The sequence below is a fragment of the Arthrobacter sp. 05L428 genome (genome assembly GCF_056397665.1).
The window spans coordinates 203,583-222,691 of record NZ_JBFTNW010000007.1 but is presented as its reverse complement, the minus strand read 5'-3'; the positions used below and the strand labels follow the sequence as shown (position 1 = coordinate 222,691).

At 67.1% G+C, this 19,109-nt stretch carries 13 protein-coding genes and 1 tRNA gene; 3 read left to right on the top strand and 11 right to left on the bottom strand.

All coding sequences use genetic code 11. The features are described 5' to 3' along the window. Nucleotides 1-1,253: 1,253 nt before the first annotated feature. Both AC1DH3_RS13935 and AC1DH3_RS13930 read left to right on the top strand, forming a co-directional pair. Nucleotides 1,254-2,033 carry an alpha/beta fold hydrolase gene (locus AC1DH3_RS13935; RefSeq protein ID WP_476892685.1) on the top strand — a complete coding sequence of 260 codons (780 nt, stop codon included), beginning with the start codon at nt 1,254-1,256 and terminating at the stop codon, nt 2,031-2,033. Between the two features lie 75 nt (nt 2,034-2,108). Further along, the gene (locus tag AC1DH3_RS13930; protein WP_476909554.1) at nt 2,109-2,579 is read left to right on the top strand and encodes a VOC family protein; all 471 of its coding nucleotides are present in this window, start codon (nt 2,109-2,111) and stop codon (nt 2,577-2,579) included. Between the two features lie 554 nt (nt 2,580-3,133). Here AC1DH3_RS13930 and AC1DH3_RS13925 read toward each other — a convergent pair. Next, a tRNA-Leu gene (locus AC1DH3_RS13925) sits at nt 3,134-3,215 on the bottom strand. A gap of 207 nt (nt 3,216-3,422) precedes the next feature. Between AC1DH3_RS13925 and AC1DH3_RS13920 the strand changes: the two genes are divergently transcribed. Further along, on the top strand, nt 3,423-4,028 hold the full coding sequence (locus AC1DH3_RS13920) for an ANTAR domain-containing response regulator (protein ID WP_056739732.1): 606 nt from the start codon (nt 3,423-3,425) through the stop codon (nt 4,026-4,028). Nucleotides 4,029-4,117: 89 nt separating this feature from the next. Here AC1DH3_RS13920 and pyk read toward each other — a convergent pair whose 3' ends face one another. The 10 genes from pyk to AC1DH3_RS13870 all read right to left on the bottom strand — a co-directional run bounded on the left by pyk (nt 4,118) and on the right by AC1DH3_RS13870 (nt 19,048). Beyond that, on the bottom strand, nt 4,118-5,617 hold the full coding sequence (gene pyk / locus AC1DH3_RS13915; RefSeq protein ID WP_476892686.1) for a pyruvate kinase: 1,500 nt from the start codon (nt 5,615-5,617) through the stop codon (nt 4,118-4,120). Nucleotides 5,618-5,708: 91 nt separating this feature from the next. Further along, nucleotides 5,709-7,166, bottom strand: coding sequence for a glutamate synthase subunit beta (locus AC1DH3_RS13910; RefSeq protein ID WP_476909553.1), 1,458 nt, complete (start codon nt 7,164-7,166; stop codon nt 5,709-5,711). Further along, nucleotides 7,159-11,775 carry a glutamate synthase large subunit gene (gltB, locus tag AC1DH3_RS13905; RefSeq protein WP_476909552.1) on the bottom strand — a complete coding sequence of 1,539 codons (4,617 nt, stop codon included), beginning with the start codon at nt 11,773-11,775 and terminating at the stop codon, nt 7,159-7,161. Before gltB ends, AC1DH3_RS13910 begins: the two co-directional genes overlap by 8 nt. Before the next feature lie 271 nt (nt 11,776-12,046). After that, on the bottom strand, nt 12,047-13,384 hold the full coding sequence (lgt, locus tag AC1DH3_RS13900; protein WP_476892688.1) for a prolipoprotein diacylglyceryl transferase: 1,338 nt from the start codon (nt 13,382-13,384) through the stop codon (nt 12,047-12,049). Nucleotides 13,385-13,387: 3 nt separating this feature from the next. Then, nucleotides 13,388-14,221 (bottom strand): tryptophan synthase subunit alpha, encoded by an 834-nt coding sequence (gene trpA, locus AC1DH3_RS13895; protein ID WP_476909551.1) that lies wholly within the window; start codon nt 14,219-14,221, stop codon nt 13,388-13,390. Beyond that, nucleotides 14,218-15,567, bottom strand: coding sequence for a tryptophan synthase subunit beta (gene trpB, locus AC1DH3_RS13890; RefSeq protein ID WP_441418782.1), 1,350 nt, complete (start codon nt 15,565-15,567; stop codon nt 14,218-14,220). Before trpB ends, trpA begins: the two co-directional genes overlap by 4 nt. Nucleotides 15,568-15,659: 92 nt before the next feature. After that, the gene (gene trpC / locus AC1DH3_RS13885; RefSeq protein ID WP_476892690.1) at nt 15,660-16,475 is read right to left on the bottom strand and encodes an indole-3-glycerol phosphate synthase TrpC; all 816 of its coding nucleotides are present in this window, start codon (nt 16,473-16,475) and stop codon (nt 15,660-15,662) included. A 2-nt stretch (nt 16,476-16,477) separates the two neighbouring features. Then, nucleotides 16,478-16,765 carry an HGxxPAAW family protein gene (locus AC1DH3_RS13880; protein ID WP_441418784.1) on the bottom strand — a complete coding sequence of 96 codons (288 nt, stop codon included), beginning with the start codon at nt 16,763-16,765 and terminating at the stop codon, nt 16,478-16,480. A gap of 91 nt (nt 16,766-16,856) precedes the next feature. Further along, on the bottom strand, nt 16,857-17,483 hold the full coding sequence (locus tag AC1DH3_RS13875) for a Trp biosynthesis-associated membrane protein (protein ID WP_476909550.1): 627 nt from the start codon (nt 17,481-17,483) through the stop codon (nt 16,857-16,859). Next, the gene (locus tag AC1DH3_RS13870) at nt 17,480-19,048 is read right to left on the bottom strand and encodes an anthranilate synthase component I (protein WP_476892692.1); all 1,569 of its coding nucleotides are present in this window, start codon (nt 19,046-19,048) and stop codon (nt 17,480-17,482) included. Before AC1DH3_RS13870 ends, AC1DH3_RS13875 begins: the two co-directional genes overlap by 4 nt. Nucleotides 19,049-19,109: the final 61 nt, after the last annotated feature.

The following is a 19,109-nucleotide window of genomic DNA, read 5'->3' as shown; positions in this document are numbered from 1 at the left end:
GGGATCGAGGCGAGCGGCTCGGGCTTTTCAGCCGCAGCCGAGGAAGACGCCGAGGTGGCCGGAGCGGAGGAAGCGTTGTTCGCCGGGCTGCAGGCAGCCAGGGAAAACATGAGCGAACCGGCAGCGGCAACGCCGAGGAAAGTCTTGATGGATGTACGCATGGGAGTGCTCCTTGGAAATAGCTCAATGGGTGTCCCGTCCCCGCCGCCCTGGTAGGGGCTGACTTTTTCCTGCGGGTCCGGCTTGGTCTGTCAGGAGTACTTCGGCAACACCCGCCCTCCCGGATGGGTCCCCACCGAACCGACACCAACCCGTTACACAACGGGTGCACCGACGTTGATGATCCCCACCGTCGGCACCGCCATGTTGACCGACCCGGAGCCCACGGGCCGGATGCCCCCACGCCGAATGCAGCCCACCAGCGTCCAGTCATGCCGTTTGCGGCGTGGCCGGCCATGGAGGGGTAAGCAGCGCCAGTGCTGCCGGAAATCAAGTGGAGGAGTCACAACCGGCAACAGGCCGACCAACAAAAATGGGCCCGCGCGGGCCCATAAAAGGAGATTTTTACGCATTCAGCGGCCCACAAGCCCCTGAACAGGGAAAACAAGTGCCCGAGGTGGGACTCGAACCGGGTTCCAGCACCTGAGTTTCTGTCGCTGCCCCGAAATCCTCCGCAATTCGGCCCAGTCCGGCAGCAGTACGACCCGATCCGAAGCCCAGGATGTGCACATTGTGCACACCCCCTCTTTTGCCCACTTCAGCGCAACCAGGCTGCTAAAGCGGCAGTCCGCGCGGGGCAGTTGTGGCTTGAACGCGATTTCGCTCCGATTTGAAGAGTAGGCCACCGGAACCGGACCGGGCTCGAACAAGCACAGCACTACGGCGCGGCCCTCATGCTGGAAATCAATGAAGATCACGGCGGCGGGTTCCTCCTTTTCGACATCACCGCCCCCTCCGGCACGGACTGGACAGAAAACGACCTACGCGGGTTTGGCCCGAGGACACCCGGACGTTCTCACTGTCGCCGTCGTATCCGGCGCTCTCCACCACGGTGGTCCAAGGGCATCGGCGCCGGTAACATCCTGGAATTCAGGGCCCCGACAACGTGGCGCATGAACTCTTCGCCCCTGCCTGAGATGTGTTCGACCTGAGGCGTGTTGGATGCGCTGCCCAACCGCGTATCGCTGTGCCGTCGAGCCTTTCGCCAGATGACCTCTGGCCTGATATGTTGCACCGCCCCTTACAGTGAAGTCATGCTGCACTCAACCCGGCAAGGCTCCGGTAAGCCACTCCTCCTGATCCATGGGCTCGGTTCCAGTATTGGTAACTGGAACCCGATAATCCCGGCGCTGGCCGCTGAACGCGATGTCATCGCCGTCGACCTCCCCGGTTGCGGCGAATCCGCGCCGCTAACCGGAGAAACCACCATTGCCACGCTGACCGATGCCGTCGAAGCCTTTATCCGCGACGGGGAACTGGGTGACCTTGATCTGGTAGGCAGCTCCATGGGCGCCCGGATGGTGTTGGAAATGGCACGGCGAGGGCACGCTGGCACCACGATCGCACTGGACCCTGGTGGATTCTGGAATGACCGCCAGGCAGCGATCTTTGGAGCAAGCATCAAGGCATCCGTCGCACTGGTGCGCCGTATCCAACCGGCGCTCCCCTTCCTCACGGGCAACCCCGTTGGCCGCACGGCCCTGTTGGCTCAGTTCTCCGCCCACCCATGGAAGCTGCCGCAGGATCTGGTCCTGCATGAACTTCGCGGGTTCAAGACATCGACCAGTCTGGACCCTGCCCTCAACGCGCTGATTCACGGACCCCGCCAGGAAGGCGCACCGGCCGGTTCACTCAAGGGAAAAGTGGTCATTGGATGGGGGCGGAAGGACAAGGTCACCGCTCCCAGTGAGGCGGCGCGGGCCATGGAGCTGTTCCCGGATGCAACGCTCCACTGGTTCGAAAACTGCGGTCACTTCCCGCACTGGGACCAACCAACGGAAGCGGCGCGCCTGATCCTCGATAGCACCGCCTGAGCTGCGGCTGAGCGCCGGGGCGGAGCCATTACGTTTGAGTTGGCTTCCGAAAGGTGGAACCTGCGACGGCTGGGGATGATGCCCCAGTCTCGGGAGTCATCGACGCCGCCGTGCACTAACGAGAGGCTGTCCGAGGATCCTGTTAGCGTTGCAACCATGACGACATATCAGATCACCCTTGGTGCGATCAACCTGGAGGCTCAGAATCCAGCCACGCTTGCCGATTTTTGGGCGTCCGTGACCGGCGCCTTGCCCTCACCGGGCGGCGACAGCGTCTACCTGCCATCTGCGGGTCCCGGAGGGTTCGCAATGTTCTTCCAACCCATGACCCGTCCTCGCCCCGAGCACCAAACGTTCCACCTAGATCTGACCGTGCCCTGGGGGTCGCGACAGGCCGAGGTCAGACGCCTCCTCGACCTGGGTGCCACTTACCAGTGGGACGTCCTTGACGAATTCCCACACGTGCAGTGGACCACTCTTGCTGACCGGGAGGGGAACCTCTTCTGCGTGGCCGAACACCCACCCACAGACCAACAGGGTTTGTGACCCGACCCAAGTCAAGCATCGGGTGTGTGAGAGGCTCCGCCAACGGGGCGCCACGAAAACACCCAAAGACTCTGATCGTCTGCGCGCTCTTAAGCTCCCACAGCTGGATCAATTCGGACTATCCACGGCTGAAGATGGGTGTGCGGTACGGACGCCGTGGCTCGGTTTTTGTCGCTCACCATCGTCACAGCGTGGAGCCAGTTTCAGCTTCCCGTGCAGGGCCAGAAATATTCGACACAACAGGCAAGAAACCGTTCGAGCCGCATCTGCCCACTCTCAACACGACCCGGTACGACAAAGACAGATCCGGAAATCTTGCCATGAACAGTCGTGACCGGAATTAGTGCAAACTAGCCGAGGCGACTCCGCTCGCCCAGCCAGCATCAGGTCATGCAGTTCAAGACCCTCCCCGCCATGAACAGATAACCAGCGACACCGCTGCCCAAACCCAGGAGAAGGCACAGCCACCAACAAAAAAGGCCCCCGAGGGGGTCCATAAGTCAACAGTTTGTCCACACGCAGAGGCCCCACAGCCCCTGCCTAGGGAAAACAAGTGCCCGAGGTGGGACTCGAACCCACACACCTTTCGATACCGCATTTTGAGTGCGGCGCGTCTGCCAATTCCGCCACTCGGGCGCGGAGTACACCGGCTGTCATATTCGCTTGCTCCATGGTGCTGTGAGCAACGCGATCGGTTCCGGTGCGCGAAATTACTCTACATGCAGATAGGCTGAATTCCAGAATCGCGCCAGTGACGCCGCATCGATCCCTACCGGCCCCCAGTACACCCGCGGACGTGCCTCAGATGGTCCAGATCCCGCCGTACCTTTCCAAGGAGTACCCGTGTCAGAACAGACGGAGTCAACCCCCACCTCCCAGCCGGCGCGCCGCGTCGTCGTCGCCGAGGATGAGACCCTCATCCGGCTGGACATCATCGAGATCCTGCGCGGCGAAGGCTACGACGTCGTAGGCGAGGCGGACAACGGCGAGAAGGCCGTCCAGCTCGCGGAAGAGCTCAAGCCCGACCTCGTCCTGATGGACGTCAAGATGCCCGTCATGGACGGCATCTCCGCGGCCGAGAAGATCGTCAAGGCCCGGATCGCCCCCGTGGTGCTGCTGACCGCGTTCAGCCAGAAGGAACTGGTCGAGCGGGCCCGCGACGCCGGTGCCATGGCCTACGTGGTGAAGCCCTTCACCCCGGCCGATCTGATCCCGGCCCTGGAGATCGCGCTGTCCCGGCACGAGGAGATCAAGGCCCTCGAAAGCGAGGTGAGCGACCTGCAGGAGCAGTTCGCCACGCGCAAGCTCGTGGAGCGCGCCAAGAGCCTGCTGACCACCAAGATGGGCCTGACGGAGCCGGAAGCGTTCCGCTGGATCCAGAAGACCTCCATGGACCGCCGCCTCAGCATGCGCGAGGTCGCCGAGACCATCATCAACCAGGTCAACTAGCCCACAGCCGGCACGCAGGAAAACCAAGGGAGGGCCCCGCCGCTGAATGCCAGCGGCGGGGCCCTCCCTTTGGTGTATCTGGAGAAGAACTAGATCTTGGTGTTCTTCTTCTTCTTTTCCGGCCAGGGGCCGAGCTTGTCCTTGGTGACGGCGTTCTCGCCGTGGCTGCCGGCGTCGGCCAGGTCGCCTACCTTGTGGACCTTCAGCATGTTCGTGGAACCGGCCTTTCCGGGAGGCGAACCGGCCGCAATGACCACCATGTCGCCGTCCTCGACGAGATCCATCTCGAGCAGGTTGCGGTCCACCTGGGCGGTCATCTCGTCGGTGTGGCCCACCATCGGGACCAGTACCGGCTGGATGCCCCAGGTCAGCGCGAGCTGGTTCCAGACGTGCTCCACCGGGGTGAAGGCAAAGACCGGGCGGATCGGCCGCAGCCGCGACAGGCGTCGTGCGGAGTCGCCGGACTGGGTGAAGGTACAGATGTACTTTGCTTCCAGCTGGTCGGCGATCTCGACGGCGGCACGGGTGATGGCGCCGCCGCGGGTCTTGGGCTTGGTGCCCAGCGGGGGGACGCGTTCCAGGCCGTGGACCTCGGTGGATTCGATGATCCGGGCCATGGTCTTGACGGTCTCGATCGGGAACTTGCCCACGCTGGTCTCGCCCGAGAGCATGACGGCGTCCGCGCCGTCGAGCACGGCGTTGGCGCAGTCGGAGGCCTCGGCGCGGGTCGGGCGCGGGTTGTCGATCATGGATTCGAGCACCTGGGTGGCCACGATGACGGGCTTGGCCCAGCGGCGGGCCAGTTCGACGGCGCGCTTCTGCACGATCGGCACTTCCTCGAGCGGCAGCTCCACACCGAGGTCGCCACGGGCCACCATGATGGCATCGAAGGCGTCGATGATCTCCGGGAGCTGGTCCACGGCCTGCGGCTTTTCGATCTTGGCGATCACCGGCACGCGGCGGCCTTCTTCGTCCATGATTTCGTGGACGCGCTTGATGTCCGAGGCGTCGCGGACGAAGGAGAGGGCCACCATGTCCACGCCGCGGCGCATGGCCCAGCGGAGGTCGTCCTCGTCCTTTTCGCTCAGCGCGGGCACGTTGACGGCCACGCCGGGCAGGTTGATGCCCTTGTTGTTGGACACGTAGCCGCCGACAACCACCTGGGCGACGACTTTGACGTCGTCCACCTCGATGGCGCGCAGCGCCACCTTGCCGTCGTCGATCAGCAGCGAGTCGCCGGGGTTTACGTCCTCGGTGAGGCTCTTCAGCGTCGTGGAGCAGATGTCCTTGGTGCCCGGGACGTCCTCGGTGGTGATCGTGAAGGTGTCACCGACGGCCAGCAGGTGCGGTCCGTCAACGAAGCGGCCGAGGCGGATCTTCGGGCCCTGCAGGTCGGCCATGATGGCGACGGCCTTGCCGAGCTGGCCGGCGGCCTTGCGGACGTTCTCGTAGGTGTTGTCGTGCACGGAGTAATCTCCGTGGCTCATGTTCATGCGGGCCACGTCGACGCCGGCTTCCAGCACGGCAAGCGTGTTCTCGAAGCTCGCGATCGCCGGTCCGAAGGTGGCCACAATTTTAGCGCGTCTCATATACCTACCCTAGTTGTCTCTTGGTTGTTTTAAGTTGTCGCGGTGATGAACGGCCGGTGCCCGGTCCGGACCCGGCAGGGTCCGGACCGGGTTACAGGACGGCGATCGCCCGGTCGGTCGGCGCAACTGGCGCCGGGAGAATGGTGCTGCCCATCAGGAATTTGTCCACCGCGGCGGCGCAGGCGCGGCCCTCGGCGATTGCCCAGACGATCAGGGACTGACCGCGGCCGGCGTCTCCGGCGACGAAGACCCCTTCCGTGTTGGTCATGTAGTAACCGTCCCGGGCCACGTTCCCGCGGCCGTCGAACTCGGCGTGCACCTGCTCGGTGATCCCGGCGGGTTCGGCGCCGGTGAAGCCCAGGGACAGGAAGACGAGGTCCGCCGGGATGATCCGTTCGGTGCCGGCCTTCGGCAGGCGCAAGCCCCCGACGAATTCAGTCTCGGCCACCTTCACGCCGGTCAGCTTGCCGTTCTCGCCGACAAATTCCACGGTGGAGGCGAGGTAGGTGCGTTCGCCGCCCTCCTCGTGCGCGCTGGCCACCTCGAACAGGGTGGGGAACGTCGGCCAGGGCTGGTGCGCGGCCCGCTCGGCGGACGGCTGCTTGCCGATCGCCAGCGTGGTCACGGACGCTGCCTGGTGCCGGTGTGCGGTGCCGAGGCAGTCCGCGCCGGTGTCGCCGCCGCCGAGGATCACAACGTGCTTGCCGGCGGCGTTGATCTGGTTTTCCACCGTCTCGCCGGCCACCACGCGGTTGGCCGGGACGAGGTAATCCATCGCGAAGTGCACGCCCTCAAGGTCCCGGCCCGGGATGGGCAGGTCCCGCGGCACGGTTGCGCCGGTGGCGACCACGACGGCGTCGTAGCGCCGGCGCAGCTGTTCCCAGGTCACATCGGTGCCGACGGCGACGCCGGTCCGGAAGCGGGTGCCTTCGGCCTTCATCTGGTCCAGGCGGCGGTCCACGTGCTCTTTTTCCATCTTGAAGTCGGGGATGCCGTAGCGGAGCAGGCCGCCGATCTTGTCGTCGCGCTCATAAACGGCGACGGTGTGGCCCACCCGGGTCAGCTGCTGCGCGACGGCGAGCCCGGCGGGGCCGGAACCGACGACGGCGACCGTCTTGCCGGAGAGGCGTGCCGGCGGCAGCGGGTTGACCCAGCCCTTGTCGAAGGCCTGGTCCACGATGGAAACCTCGACCTGCTTGATGGTCACGGCGGGCTGGTTGATGCCCAGCACGCAGGAGGCCTCGCAGGGTGCCGGGCAGAGCCGGCCGGTGAACTCGGGGAAGTTGTTGGTGGCGTGCAGCCGCTCCATCGCTTCCTCGCCCTTGTCCCGCCAGATGAGGTCGTTCCACTCCGGGATGAGGTTGCCCAGCGGGCAGCCCTGGTGGCAGAACGGGACACCGCAGTCCATGCAGCGGCCGGCCTGGCTCTTCAGGACGCCCTTCTCCTGGGCTTCGTAAACCTCTTTCCAGTCCATGATGCGGACCGGGACGGGACGGCGCGGCTGTGTTTCACGCTGGCGTACTTTCAGAAATCCGCGTGGATCAGCCACCGGTCACCTCCAGGATTCGAGACCAAACTTCTTCGCCGTCGGGGTCCAGGCCCTCTTCGATGGCGTCAAGACGGGTTTGCAGCACGGCCGCGTAGTCGCGCGGCAGCACCTTGGTAATGCGGGCCGCGGTGTCGTCGAAGTTCTCGAGCAGCCGGGCCGCGTGCTGCGACTCGGTCTCCTCGAGGTGCTTGACCAGCAGTCCGTGGACGATTTCGCGGTCTTCGGCGTCGAGTTCGCGCAGCTGCAGCTCGCCGGCGTCGAGGGCCTGCTTGTTGACCCTTTCGGTCTGCAGGTCCAGGACGTAGGCGGTGCCGCCGGACATGCCGGCGCCGAAGTTGCGGCCGGTGCGGCCGATGATAAGCGCCTGGCCGCCGGTCATGTACTCGCAGCCGTGGTCGCCGATGCCTTCGACCACCGCGGTGGCGCCGGAGTTGCGCACCATGAAGCGCTCCCCCACCTGCCCGCGCAGGAACAACTCGCCGCTCGTGGCGCCGTATCCGATCACGTTGCCGGCGATCACGTTCCGCTCCGCCGGGAACACGTTGGTGCGGTCCGGGCGGACGATGATGCGGCCGCCGGAAAGACCCTTGCCGACGTAGTCGTTGGAGTCGCCGAACATCCGGAGCGTGATGCCGGCCGGCAGGAACGCGCCGAGCGACTGTCCGGCGGTGCCGGTCAGCGTGATGTCGATCGTGTCGGTGGCGAGCACGTCGGTGCTGAAGGTCTTGGTGACCACGTGGCCGAGCATGGTGCCCACGGACCGGTCCGTGTTGATCACGTCGACGGCGATTTTCACCGGTGTCCGGTCGCTGAGGGCCTCGGCGGCCATCGCGATCAGTCGCTGGTCGAAGTGCTTGTCCAGCTCGTGGTTCTGGCCCGTGAGGTTGCGCAGCGGCGCATCGTCGTCGAACTCCAGTCCGTGCAGGATGGGGTCCAGGTCCAGCCCTTCGGCCTTCCAGTGGCTGATCGCCTCGCGGGTGTCGAGCATTTCGGCGTGGCCGATCGCTTCCTCGAGGCTCCGGAAGCCGAGTTCGGCCAGAATCTCGCGGACTTCCTCGGCGAGGAATTCGAAGAAGTTGACCACGAATTCGGGCTTGCCGGTGAAGCGTGAGCGCAGCTCGGGGTTCTGCGTCGCGACGCCCACCGGACAGGTGTCCAGGTGGCAGACGCGCATCATGATGCAGCCGGAGACCACCAGCGGCGCGGTGGCGAAACCGAACTCCTCGCCGCCGAGCAGCGCGGCGATAACGACGTCGCGGCCGGTCTTGAGCTGACCGTCCACCTGCACCACCACGCGGTCGCGCAGGCCGTTGAGCATCAGGGTCTGCTGGGTCTCGGCGAGGCCGAGTTCCCACGGCACGCCGGCGTGCTTAAGCGAGTTCAGCGGCGAGGCGCCGGTGCCGCCGTCGTGGCCGGAAACCAGCACGACGTCGGCCTTGGCCTTGGTGACGCCGGCCGCGACCGTGCCGATGCCGACCTCGGAGACCAACTTGACGTGCACCCGCGCCGAGGGGTTGGCGCGCTTGGCATCGTAGATCAGCTGCGCGAGGTCCTCGATCGAGTAGATGTCGTGGTGCGGCGGCGGCGAGATGAGCCCGACGCCGGGTGTGGAGTGCCGGGTCCGGGCCACCCAGGGGTAGACCTTCTGGGCCATCAGCTGGCCGCCTTCGCCGGGCTTTGCACCCTGTGCCATCTTGATCTGGATGTCGTCGGCGTTGGTCAGGTAGAGGCTGGTGACGCCGAAGCGGCCCGAGGCGATCTGCTTGACGGCCGAGCGCCGGGTCGGATCCAGGAGCCGGTCCACGTCCTCGCCGCCTTCCCCGGTGTTGGACTTGCCGCCGAGCCGGTTCATCGCGATGGCCAGCGTCTCGTGGGCTTCCTGCGAGATGGAGCCGTAGCTCATGGCGCCGGTGGAGAACCGCTTGACGATGCTGGAGACGGACTCCACTTCCTCGAGCGGGACCGCGGGGCGCAGGCCGGCCTTGAACTTCAGCAGCCCGCGCAGCGTCATCAGGTTCTCGGACTGGTCGTCTACGCCGCGGGTGTAGGCCTTGAAGATGTCGTAGCGGCGTTCACGCGTGGCGTGCTGCAGCCGGAACACCGTCTCGGGGTTGAACAGGTGCGGTTCGCCGTCGCGGCGCCACTGGTACTCGCCGCCGCCCAGCAGGGGCTGGTGCGGCTGTTCGATGCCGTTTTCCGGGTACGCCATCCGGTGCCGCGCAGCGACCTCCGCGGCGATGACGTCGAGGCCGACGCCGCCGAGCTGGGAGTGGGTGCCGGAGAAGTATTCGTCCACCAGGTCCTGGCCGAGGCCGAGGGCTTCAAAGGTCTGGGCGCCGGTGTAGGACGCGACCGTGGAGATGCCCATCTTGGACATGATCTTCAGGACGCCCTTGCCGAGGCCCTTGATCAGGTTGTAGACGCCGTCCTGCGGGGTGACGCCGGTGACGTCTCCGGAACTGATGAGCTGCTCCACGGATTCCATCGCCAGGTACGGGTTCACCGCGGAGGCGCCGTAGCCGATCAGCACGGCGACGTGGTGTGTTTCGCGGACGTCGCCGGCCTCGACCACGAGCGCCGTCTTGGTGCGGTTGGCGCTGCGCAGCAGGTGGTGGTGCACGGCGCTGACCAGCAGCAGGGACGGGATCGGCGCCCACTGGGCGTTGGAGTCGCGGTCCGAGAGCACGACGTACTGGACGCCGCGGTTGATGGCGCCGGAGACCTGCTCGCAGATTTCGGTCAGCCGGGCGCGCAGGGCGTTCTCGCCGCCGTCGGGGCGGTAGAGGCCGCGCACCTTCATGGCGACCCGGTCGCCGTCGGCGTTCTCGATGTTCGCGATCTTGGCGAGCTGGTCGTTGTTGATCACGGGGAACGGCAGCGAGACCTGCGGCTGGCGGACCTGCTTGGTGTCCAGCAGGTTGCCGTTGGGGCCGATCGCGCAGGTCAGGGACGTGACCAGTTCCTCGCGGATGGCGTCCAGCGGCGGGTTGGTGACCTGCGCGAAGGACTGCACGAAGTAGTCGAAGAGCAGCCGGGGCCGCTTGGAGAGCACGGCCACCGGGGTGTCCGACCCCATGGCGCCGAGGGGTTCGGCGCCGGTCCGGGCCATCGGGCCGAGCAGGATCTTCAGTTCCTCGGTGGTGTAGCCGAAGGTGCGCTGGCGGATGTTGACCGAGGCGGCGGTGTGCACCACGTGCTCGCGTTCGGGCAGGTCCTTGAGGTCGATCAGGTTGTCCTTGAGCCACTCGGCCCAGGGGTTGGCCGCGGCGACCTCGGCCTTGACCTCGGCGTCGTCGATGATCCGGCCGGCTTCGGTGTCCACGAGGAACATCTTGCCCGGCGAAACGCGGCCCTTCTTGACCACCTTGGAGGGTTCGACGTCGATCACGCCGACCTCGGAGGCGAAGACGACGAGGCCGTCCTCGGTGATCCAGTACCGTCCCGGGCGCAGCCCGTTGCGGTCCAGGGTGGCGCCGACGAGGTTGCCGTCGGTGAAGGACACGGCGGCGGGACCGTCCCACGGCTCCATCAGCAGCGAGTGGTACTCGTAGAACGCGCGCCGGGCGGGATCCATCGTGGCGTGGTTTTCCCAGGCCTCGGGGATCATCATCATGATCGAGTGCGTGATGGGCCGGCCGGAGAGCCAGAGCAGTTCGGCGACCTCGTCGAAGGAGGCCGAATCCGAGGCGCCCGGGGTGCAGATCGGGTACAGCTCTTCCGGGCTGTCCCCCAGCAGCGGATTGGCAAGCTGCGACTGGCGGGCGCGCATCCAGTTCCGGTTGCCCTTGACCGTGTTGATCTCGCCGTTGTGGGCGATGGTGCGGAACGGCTGGGCCAGCGGCCAGGACGGGAAGGTGTTGGTGGAGAAGCGCGAGTGGACGATCGCAAGCTTGGTCTTGAAGCGCTTGTCCGAGAGGTCCGGGTAGAACGGCTCCAGCTGGGCGGTGGTGAGCATGCCCTTGTAGACGATGGTCCGGGAGGACAGCGAGGGGAAGTACACGCCGTACTTGTTTTGGGCGCGCTTGCGGATCCGCCAGGCCCGGGAGTCGAGTTCGTTGCGGGAGAGCGTCTCGCCGGTGCTGGAAGCGAAGAAGGGCTGCGCGAAGTACGGCATGCAGGCCCGGGCCATGGCTCCGACGAGGTCGGCCACGATCGGGACTTCACGCCAGCCCAGGACGGTGAGGCCTTCGTCGGCCGCGAGACCCTCAATGCCTGCCTTGGCGGCATCGGATTCGCGCTGTTCGGCCGGCAGGAACGCGGTGCCCACAACGTACTGCCCGGCGGCGGGGAGTTCGAAGTCGGTAACTGCACGGAAGAACTCGTCCGGGACCTGCATGAGGAGGCCGGCGCCGTCGCCGGTTCCTTCATCGGCGCCGACGGCACCGCGGTGCTCAAGGTTGCGCAGGGCGGTCAGGGCGGCATCGACGATGTCGTAGCCAGGCTCGCCGCGCAGGGTGGCGATGATGGCCAGCCCGCAGGCGTCCTTCTCCTGCTCCGGGTTGTAAAGCCCGGCAGCTTCGGGCAGCGCCGCAAAACGCTTGAACGGTGAGACCGCCGTAGTGGGCTGTTCCGGACCGGACCAGCTGGGGCTATGCAGGGTTTGGGTCATGGGAGACGTCCTTCCTCCTGATCGTGCGTATGGGAGGGACAACATTGGCCCGAATCGGTGCGCCGGTGTGACGGGCACAACAACGTGATTTTCCTACTCGAATTGTAGGCCAGCGCCGCTTGCTGTACGAACAGTTACGCGGGCCGCCGACCTGGGTTTGCATAGCGCGCAGCTGTCTGCTGCCTGCTCAATCGTACAAACCCTGTCGCCACGACGCTGTGGACTCGGACCCAGCCGGCGATCGCCCTGCAGCCCGATTGCCGGAGCTGAGTTACTTGGTGCTGTCAGCGTCCGGTGCGGTCCCGGTGGCCCGGCGGCCGGATACTCCGGTTGCCGGTTCTCCGGTGGCGGGCATGGTGCCGCCGGTGGATTCTCCGGCCGCCGCAGCTGAGGCTGAGGCGCGGTCCGGACCGCTCTGGTTCTCCCGGAGATTATCACGCGATTCAGTATCTGAGACAGCAGAGTCCGAATGGCGGATGGTTCCGCGGTCGGCCGGGACCGTCGCCGGCTCCCGGGGTTCGCCGGGTTCCGCCGCCGGCTCGGGCCCGACGGCGGCGTCGGCGGTGTCGTCGTCAGCCGTCTTGTCGGCTTCTTCGTCGGCGGCGTCCCTCTCGTGGCCTGTCGTCTCGTGGTCTGTCGTCTCGTGGTCTGTCGTCTCGACGCCGGCCGTCTCGTCCTCGGCGTCCCCGGCAAGCGCCGCGGACTCGGGCTCGCGTCCCGGCAGGTACGGGGTGTCCGGCACGTCGCGCTTGCGCAGTCCGAGGACGATGAAGACCACCAGGGCGGCGAGCAGGACGAAGATGCTGGTCCAGACATTGAGCCGGGTGGTGATGCCGAAGAGGTTGATCTGTTCGGCGTCGTCGATCCGCATGGCCTCGATCCAGACGCGGCCCAGCGTGTAGTAGATGGCGTAGAGCCAGAACAGCCGGCCGCGGCGGAACGCGAACTTGCGGTCCAACGCGAGCAGCAGCGCCACTCCGACGAGGTTCCACACGGATTCGTAGAGGAAGGTCGGGTGGAACAGCGTGTCGGCGGGCATCCCGGCCGGGAAGTTGGGGCTGTCGGCGTCGACCTGGAGGCCCCACGGCAGGGTGGTCGGGCCGCCGAAGAGCTCCTGGTTGAAGTAGTTGCCCCAGCGGCCGATCGCCTGGGCGAGCAGCAGGCCGGGCGCCGCGGCGTCAACGAAGGCGCTGAGCTTGACTCCGGCCCGGCGGCAGCCGATCCAGGCGCCGACGGCACCCAGCACCACGGCACCCCAGATGCCGAGTCCGCCGCGCTGGATCTGCGGGATCAGGGACAGGTCGCCGGTGCCGTCGAAGCCCGGGCCGAAATAGGCGTCCGGCGAGGACACCACGTGATAGAGCCGGCCGCCGATGATGCCGAAGGGGATCGCCCAGATGGCAATGTCCCAGACGCTGCCCTCGGGCGCACCGCGGCGCGCCCAGCGCACCGACGTCAGCCAGAGGCCGGCGATGATGCCGGCCAGGATGCACAGCGCGTAGGCGTGGATGCGCAGGGACCCCCAGGGCAGCGGGATATCGAAGCCGGACCAGTCCGGGCTCGGAATGCTCGCGGGAACCATCGCTGCCGCGTGGAGGACTGACTGCATTGCTTACGCTTCTTCCTTGGTGAGGCCGGTGCTGAGCTCTTTCGTCAAGGACGCTACAGCATCGACGCCGCCCTCACCGATCGCCGCGACGAGGGCCGTGCCGACGATTACTCCGTCCGCGTAGGCGGCGATTTCGCGGACGTGGCCCGCGTTGGAGACGCCCAGGCCGACGCAGACGCGCTCGGCGCCCGCCGCGCGCGCTGCGGCGACGACGTCCTTGGCAGCGGAGCTGACCGAGGTGCGGGCGCCGGTGACGCCCATGATGGAGACGGCGTAGACGAAGCCGCGGCTTGCGTCGACCGTGCGCTTCATCCGTTCCGGCGAGGAGGACGGCGCCACGAGGAACACCCGGTCCAGGCCGTACCTGTCCGAGGCGGCCATCCATTCCGCCGCCTCGTCCGGGATCAGGTCCGGCGTGATCAGCCCGGCTCCCCCGGCGTCCGCCAGGCGGCGGGAGAACTCGTCCACGCCCATCCGGACCACGGGGTTCCAGTAGGTCATGACCAGGACGGCCGCGTCGGTCTTGCTCGTGATGCCGCGCACGACGTCGAACACCTGGCCGACGTGGAAGCCCTTGGCGAGGGCCTCCGTGGTGGCGGCCTGGATGACCTGGCCGTCCATCACCGGATCCGAATACGGGATGCCGATTTCGATCAGGTCGGCGCCGTTTTCGGCCAGGGCGATGCCCGCGGCGATGGTGTCCTCGACGCTCGGGTAGCCAGCGGGCAGGTAGCCGATGAGGGCGGCACGGCCCTGGGCCCGGGCGCGTTCGATGGCCGCCGCGGACTTGCTGGCGGGCTGCTGCTTGCCTTCTGCGCTGTTTTCGGCGGTGCTCACAGCTGCTCCCCCTCCTGGGCGATCTCGTGTTCGGGTGAATCCTTGTCCAGCAGGTCGAACCATTCCGCGGCGGTGGCCACGTCCTTGTCGCCGCGGCCGGAGAGATTCACGAGGACGATCTTTTCTGACGCATCGCCAGCCTCCGCGGCGAGCCGCTGGCCGATCTTGATCGCGCCGGCCAGGGCGTGCGCGGACTCGATGGCCGGGATGATGCCCTCGGTCCGGCAAAGCAGCCGGAAGGCCTCCATGGCTTCGCTGTCCGTGATGGGCTCGTAGCTGACCCGGCCGATGTCGGCGAGGTAGGAGTGCTCGGGTCCGACGCCCGGGTAGTCCAGGCCAGCCGAGATGGAGTGCGACTCGATGGTCTGGCCGTCGTCGTCCTGCATGAGGTAGGACCGGGCGCCATGCAGCACGCCGGGCTTGCCCAGCGTGATGGTGGCCGCGTGGCGACCCGTTTCGACGCCTTCGCCGCCGGCTTCGAAGCCGTAGATCTTCACCGAGGGGTCATCCAGGAAGCCGTGGAAGATGCCGATGGCGTTGGAGCCGCCGCCGATGCAGGCGCAGACGGCGTCCGGCAGCCGGCCGGTCTGTTCCAGGATCTGGGCGCGGGCCTCCTCGCCGATGACCTCGTGGAAGTACCGGACCATGGCCGGGAACGGGTGCGCCCCGGCCGCGGTTCCGAGCAGGTAGTGCGTATTGTCCACGTTCGCGACCCAGTCGCGGAGGGCCTCGTTGATGGCGTCCTTGAGCGTCTGCGATCCGTTGGTCACCGGGATGACGGTGGCCCCGAGCAGCTCCATCCGGGCCACGTTGAGGGCCTGCCGGCGGCAGTCCTCGGCGCCCATGTAGACCACGCACTCCAGGCCCAGCAGGGCGGCGGCGGTGGCACTGGCCACGCCGTGCTGGCCGGCTCCGGTCTCGGCGATCACACGGGTCTTGCCCATCCGCTTGGCCAACAGCGCCTGGCCCAGCACGTTGTTGATCTTGTGCGAGCCGGTGTGGTTCAGGTCCTCGCGCTTGAGGAAGATGCGGACTCCCCCGGCGTGCTCGGCGAAGCGCTTGGCTTCGGTGAGCAGCGAGGGACGGCCGGAGTAGTTCTTGTTCAGCTCCGCGATCTGGGCGGTGAACTCCGGATCAGCCTTGGCCTTCTCGAAGGTATCCTCGAGTTCGTCCAGGGCGGCGATGAGGGATTCGGGCATCCAGCGGCCGCCGTACGAGCCGAAGTAGGGTCCGGGGGCGTGGCGCAGGGAGGGTGCACCCTGCGGTCCGTCCTCGTCCGGGCGCTTGCCCTCCAGGAACGCATCCACGGGGCTTTCATCTGAGCCGGCTGTTGGCGCATCGACCATCAGTCTCACCATCCTGTTCCACTGCTAACTAGATCTTCGGTGCCGCACGGAAGCACCGCGGGGTCCGGCCGGGGGCCGGGCCGGACCGCGGGTCAGGAGCGTGCGGCGATTTCTTCGGCGCCGGCGGCCATGAATTCGGCGATCCGCTCGCGCGGGGTCGCATGGCTGACCAGCGCCTCGCCCACCAGGACCGCATTGGCGCCGTTTGCCGCGTAGTGCCGGACGTCATCCACGCCGCGGACACCGGATTCGCCGACCACGAGCGCGCCGGCGGGGATGCCGGCGGCGAGATCCGCAAAGACGGAGCGGTCGACGTCGAGCGTCTTGAGATTGCGGACGTTGACTCCGATGATTCTCGCGCCCGCGGCAACGGCTCGTTCAACTTCGCCGGGCGTGTGGGTCTCCACGAGCACGTTCATGCCCAGCTCACGGCTGAGCGCACTGTACTCGCCCAGCTGCGCATCGGTCAGCGCGGCGACGATCAGCAGGATCAGGTCGGCTCCGTGGGCACGGGCCTCCCAGATCTGGTACTCGTCGACCATGAAGTCCTTGCGCAGCAACGGGATGTCCACGGCCGCCCGGACGGCGTCCAGGTCGGCGAGGGAGCCGTTGAAGCGCCGCTGTTCGGTGAGGACGCTGATCACGGCGGCGCCGCCGTCGGCGTACTGCACGGCGAGCGAGGCCGGGTCCGCAATGCTCGCGAGATCGCCCTTGGAGGGGCTGCGCCGCTTGATCTCGGCAATCACCTTGAGCTGGGTCCGGTCCGAGGGCCCGCCCAGGGCGGCCCAGGCGTCACGCGCCGGGGCGGCCGCCGCGGCACGCTCCTTCAGCTCGGCGAGCGTGACGAGGCGCTGGCGGGCCTCCATATCCTCCCTGACACCGGCATTGATGTCATCGAGAACAGTCACTCTTAGTGGCCGGAGTTCTTCAGCTTGCTGCCGCCGACGCCATAACCGGCTTTGCGCATCACGAAGCCCACCACGAGGCCGATCAGCATGACGACCGCACCGGCGACGAAGATCGGGGTGTTGGCGATGACGAACGCGATGGCCGCGATGAGGGCGCCGACCAGCATGATGATCACGGTGGTCCAGGCCGCCGGGCTGTTGCCGTGGCCGGTCGGCTCGCTGTGGTCGACGCCGTCGTAGATGCCGGTGCCGGCAGCGGGCTGGGATGCGGAAACAGGGGCTTTGCTCATGGAAATCTCCTCAGGATCAATACTGCTTACATTCTGCCATTTATTGACAGTGGTGTTTGCCGCGTTACCGGCCGCGCTGCGGGGTGCGGGCTCAGGTGGGGTCGTCGCCGCGGGAGAGCCGGTCCCAGCTGTCGATCTCATCGGCCGGCTGCGCGGGGTCCGAAGCGCCTGCGCTGGCGGCGGCGTCGTACTTCGTGCGGCTCTTCCAGTACCGTCCGGCAGGGACGATGGCGAGGGCGCCGAGGCCCAGCAGCGACCCGGCGACGACGGCGAGGACGGGGAATGCGGTGAGGGCCACCTGGACGTTGCTGCCGCTGATGCCGGTGGCGGCGGCGATGGAACCCTGCGCCGCGGCCAGCGGGTCGGCCAGCACGGTTGCCGCCGCGGCAACGATCCCTGCGGCGGCGAGCAGGATGATTGCCGTGATGACCCAGCGGGCGATGCGCCCGGCAATGGAGGCGGCGAGGCCTCCCGCGAGGGCGACGAGGGCGAGGGCCGTCACCGTGGTGGCGGCCTTGCTGCCCTGGACCTGCAGGCCGTTCTGGCTGCTAACGCCCTGACCCAGCTGGCTGGGGTCCAGCTGCACGGTCAGCCAGGTCTGCGTGGTGGTGCCGAAGACCGCCAGCGCAAGTGCGGCAATCACCAGCACCAGGGTGGATTTCCGGGCCCAGCGCGGGACGGCCGGGCTGGTGCTCTTGACCATGGCGGGGCCGGTCATGGCTGCTCCGTCCCGGCACTGGGCACGGTGTCGGCCGTGATGTTGCGCAGCGACTGGGCCGTGTGGACGGCCCGCATCGGGGCGGCGGCCTTGTTGATGGTTTCGATCGCCTCGGTGGCGTTGACTGAATCGGCCACGATCCCGCCGCCGGCCTGCACGTAGGCGCGGCCTTCGCGGAGCAGGGCGGAACGGATGGCGATCGCCATGTCCATGTCGCCGGCGAAGTCGAGGTAGCCCACCACACCGCCGTAGATGCCGCGGCGGTGCGGCTCCAGCTCGTCCAGGAGCCGCAGCGCACGGGGTTTGGGCGCTCCGGACAGGGTGCCGGCCGGGAAGGTGGCCTTCAGCACGTCGTAGGCCGTCGCGGTCGGGGCGAGCCTGCCCACCACAGTGGACACCAGGTGCATGATGTGGCTGAACCGCTCCACCTCCATGAACTGCGTGACGTCCACGGTTCCGGCCACGCAGACCTTGGAGAGGTCGTTGCGGGACAGGTCCACCAGCATGAGGTGTTCGGCGCGTTCCTTCTGGTCCGCGAGCAGCTCCTCGGCGAAGGCCTTGTCCGCTTCAACCGTCTTGCCACGCGGCCGGGACCCGGCGATCGGGTGCGTGATGACTTCCTCCCCGGTGACTGTCACGAGGGCCTCCGGGGAGGAGCCCACGATCGAGTACTGGCGGCCGGCGGCGTCCTCGAGGCTGAAGATGTACATGTACGGGCTGGGGTTGGTGTTGCGCAGGACCCGGTAGACGTCCAGCGGATCGGCTCCGCACTCCATTTCGAAGCGGCGCGAAATCACCACCTGGAACACTTCGCCGTCGACGATCGCTTCCTTGCCACGGTCCAGGGCGGCCAGGTAATCGTTTTCATCCCAGCGCTCCTGCACGCTCGAGGCGAAGTCCAGGGCTGCGGGCTGGAGTACGGAGACGGGCTGCTCCGTCGGGGTGCTGATCTTTGCCAGCAGGTCCTTCACCCGGGCGACGGCGTCGTGCCAGGCCTCGTCGACGCGTTCGGAGCTGTTGTCGAAATTGATCGCGTTGGCGATCAGCAGCACCGTGCCGTCCATGTTGTCGTGCACGGCCATGTCCGTCACGAGGTTCAGCGCCATTTCCGGAAGCTGCAGGTCGTCTTCCGGCGGGCTGGTGAGCTTTTCCCAGTGCCGGACGGTTTCCCAGCCGAGGAAGCCGACGAGGCCGGAGGTAAAGGGCGGCAGTCCTTCGAAACGTTCGGTGTGCAGGGCACGGACGGTGTCCCGGATGGCATCGACCGGGCTGCCGTCCAGCGGCACGCCGACGGGCGGCTCGCCGAGCCAGTGCGCCTGCCCGTCCTTGGTGGTCAGCGTGGCACGGGACCGCGCGCCGATGAAGGAGTAACGGGACCAGGCGCCGCCCACTGCGGCGGACTCCAGCAGGAACGTCCCGGGCTGGCCCTGGGCGAGCTTGCGGTACAGCCCGATCGGCGTTTCGGCGTCAGCCAGCACCTTGAGCCGGACGGGGATGACACGGCTGTGGCCGGCGAGTTCCCGGAACTCGTCCAGGCTGGGGCTGATGATTCCAAGGTCCTGCATGGCTGCGTTTTTCCGCCTGTTCTCTTGGTCTAAAGCTTGCGAGGTGCCCGCGGCCTGCGCC

Excerpts from the sequence above, each read along its gene's own strand:
- AC1DH3_RS13935 (WP_476892685.1), top strand. The coding sequence starts at position 1,254 with ATGCTGCACTCAACCCGGCAAGGCTCCGGTAAGCCACTCCTCCTGATC.
- AC1DH3_RS13930 (WP_476909554.1), top strand. The coding sequence starts at position 2,109 with ATGATGCCCCAGTCTCGGGAGTCATCGACGCCGCCGTGCACTAACGAG.
- pyk (WP_476892686.1), bottom strand. The coding sequence starts at position 5,617 with ATGAGACGCGCTAAAATTGTGGCCACCTTCGGACCGGCGATCGCGAGC.
- gltB (WP_476909552.1), bottom strand. The coding sequence starts at position 11,775 with ATGACCCAAACCCTGCATAGCCCCAGCTGGTCCGGTCCGGAACAGCCC.
- lgt (WP_476892688.1), bottom strand. The coding sequence starts at position 13,384 with ATGCAGTCAGTCCTCCACGCGGCAGCGATGGTTCCCGCGAGCATTCCG.
- trpB (WP_441418782.1), bottom strand. The coding sequence starts at position 15,567 with ATGGTCGATGCGCCAACAGCCGGCTCAGATGAAAGCCCCGTGGATGCG.
- AC1DH3_RS13880 (WP_441418784.1), bottom strand. The coding sequence starts at position 16,765 with ATGAGCAAAGCCCCTGTTTCCGCATCCCAGCCCGCTGCCGGCACCGGC.
- AC1DH3_RS13875 (WP_476909550.1), bottom strand. The coding sequence starts at position 17,483 with ATGACCGGCCCCGCCATGGTCAAGAGCACCAGCCCGGCCGTCCCGCGC.
- AC1DH3_RS13870 (WP_476892692.1), bottom strand. The coding sequence starts at position 19,048 with ATGCAGGACCTTGGAATCATCAGCCCCAGCCTGGACGAGTTCCGGGAA.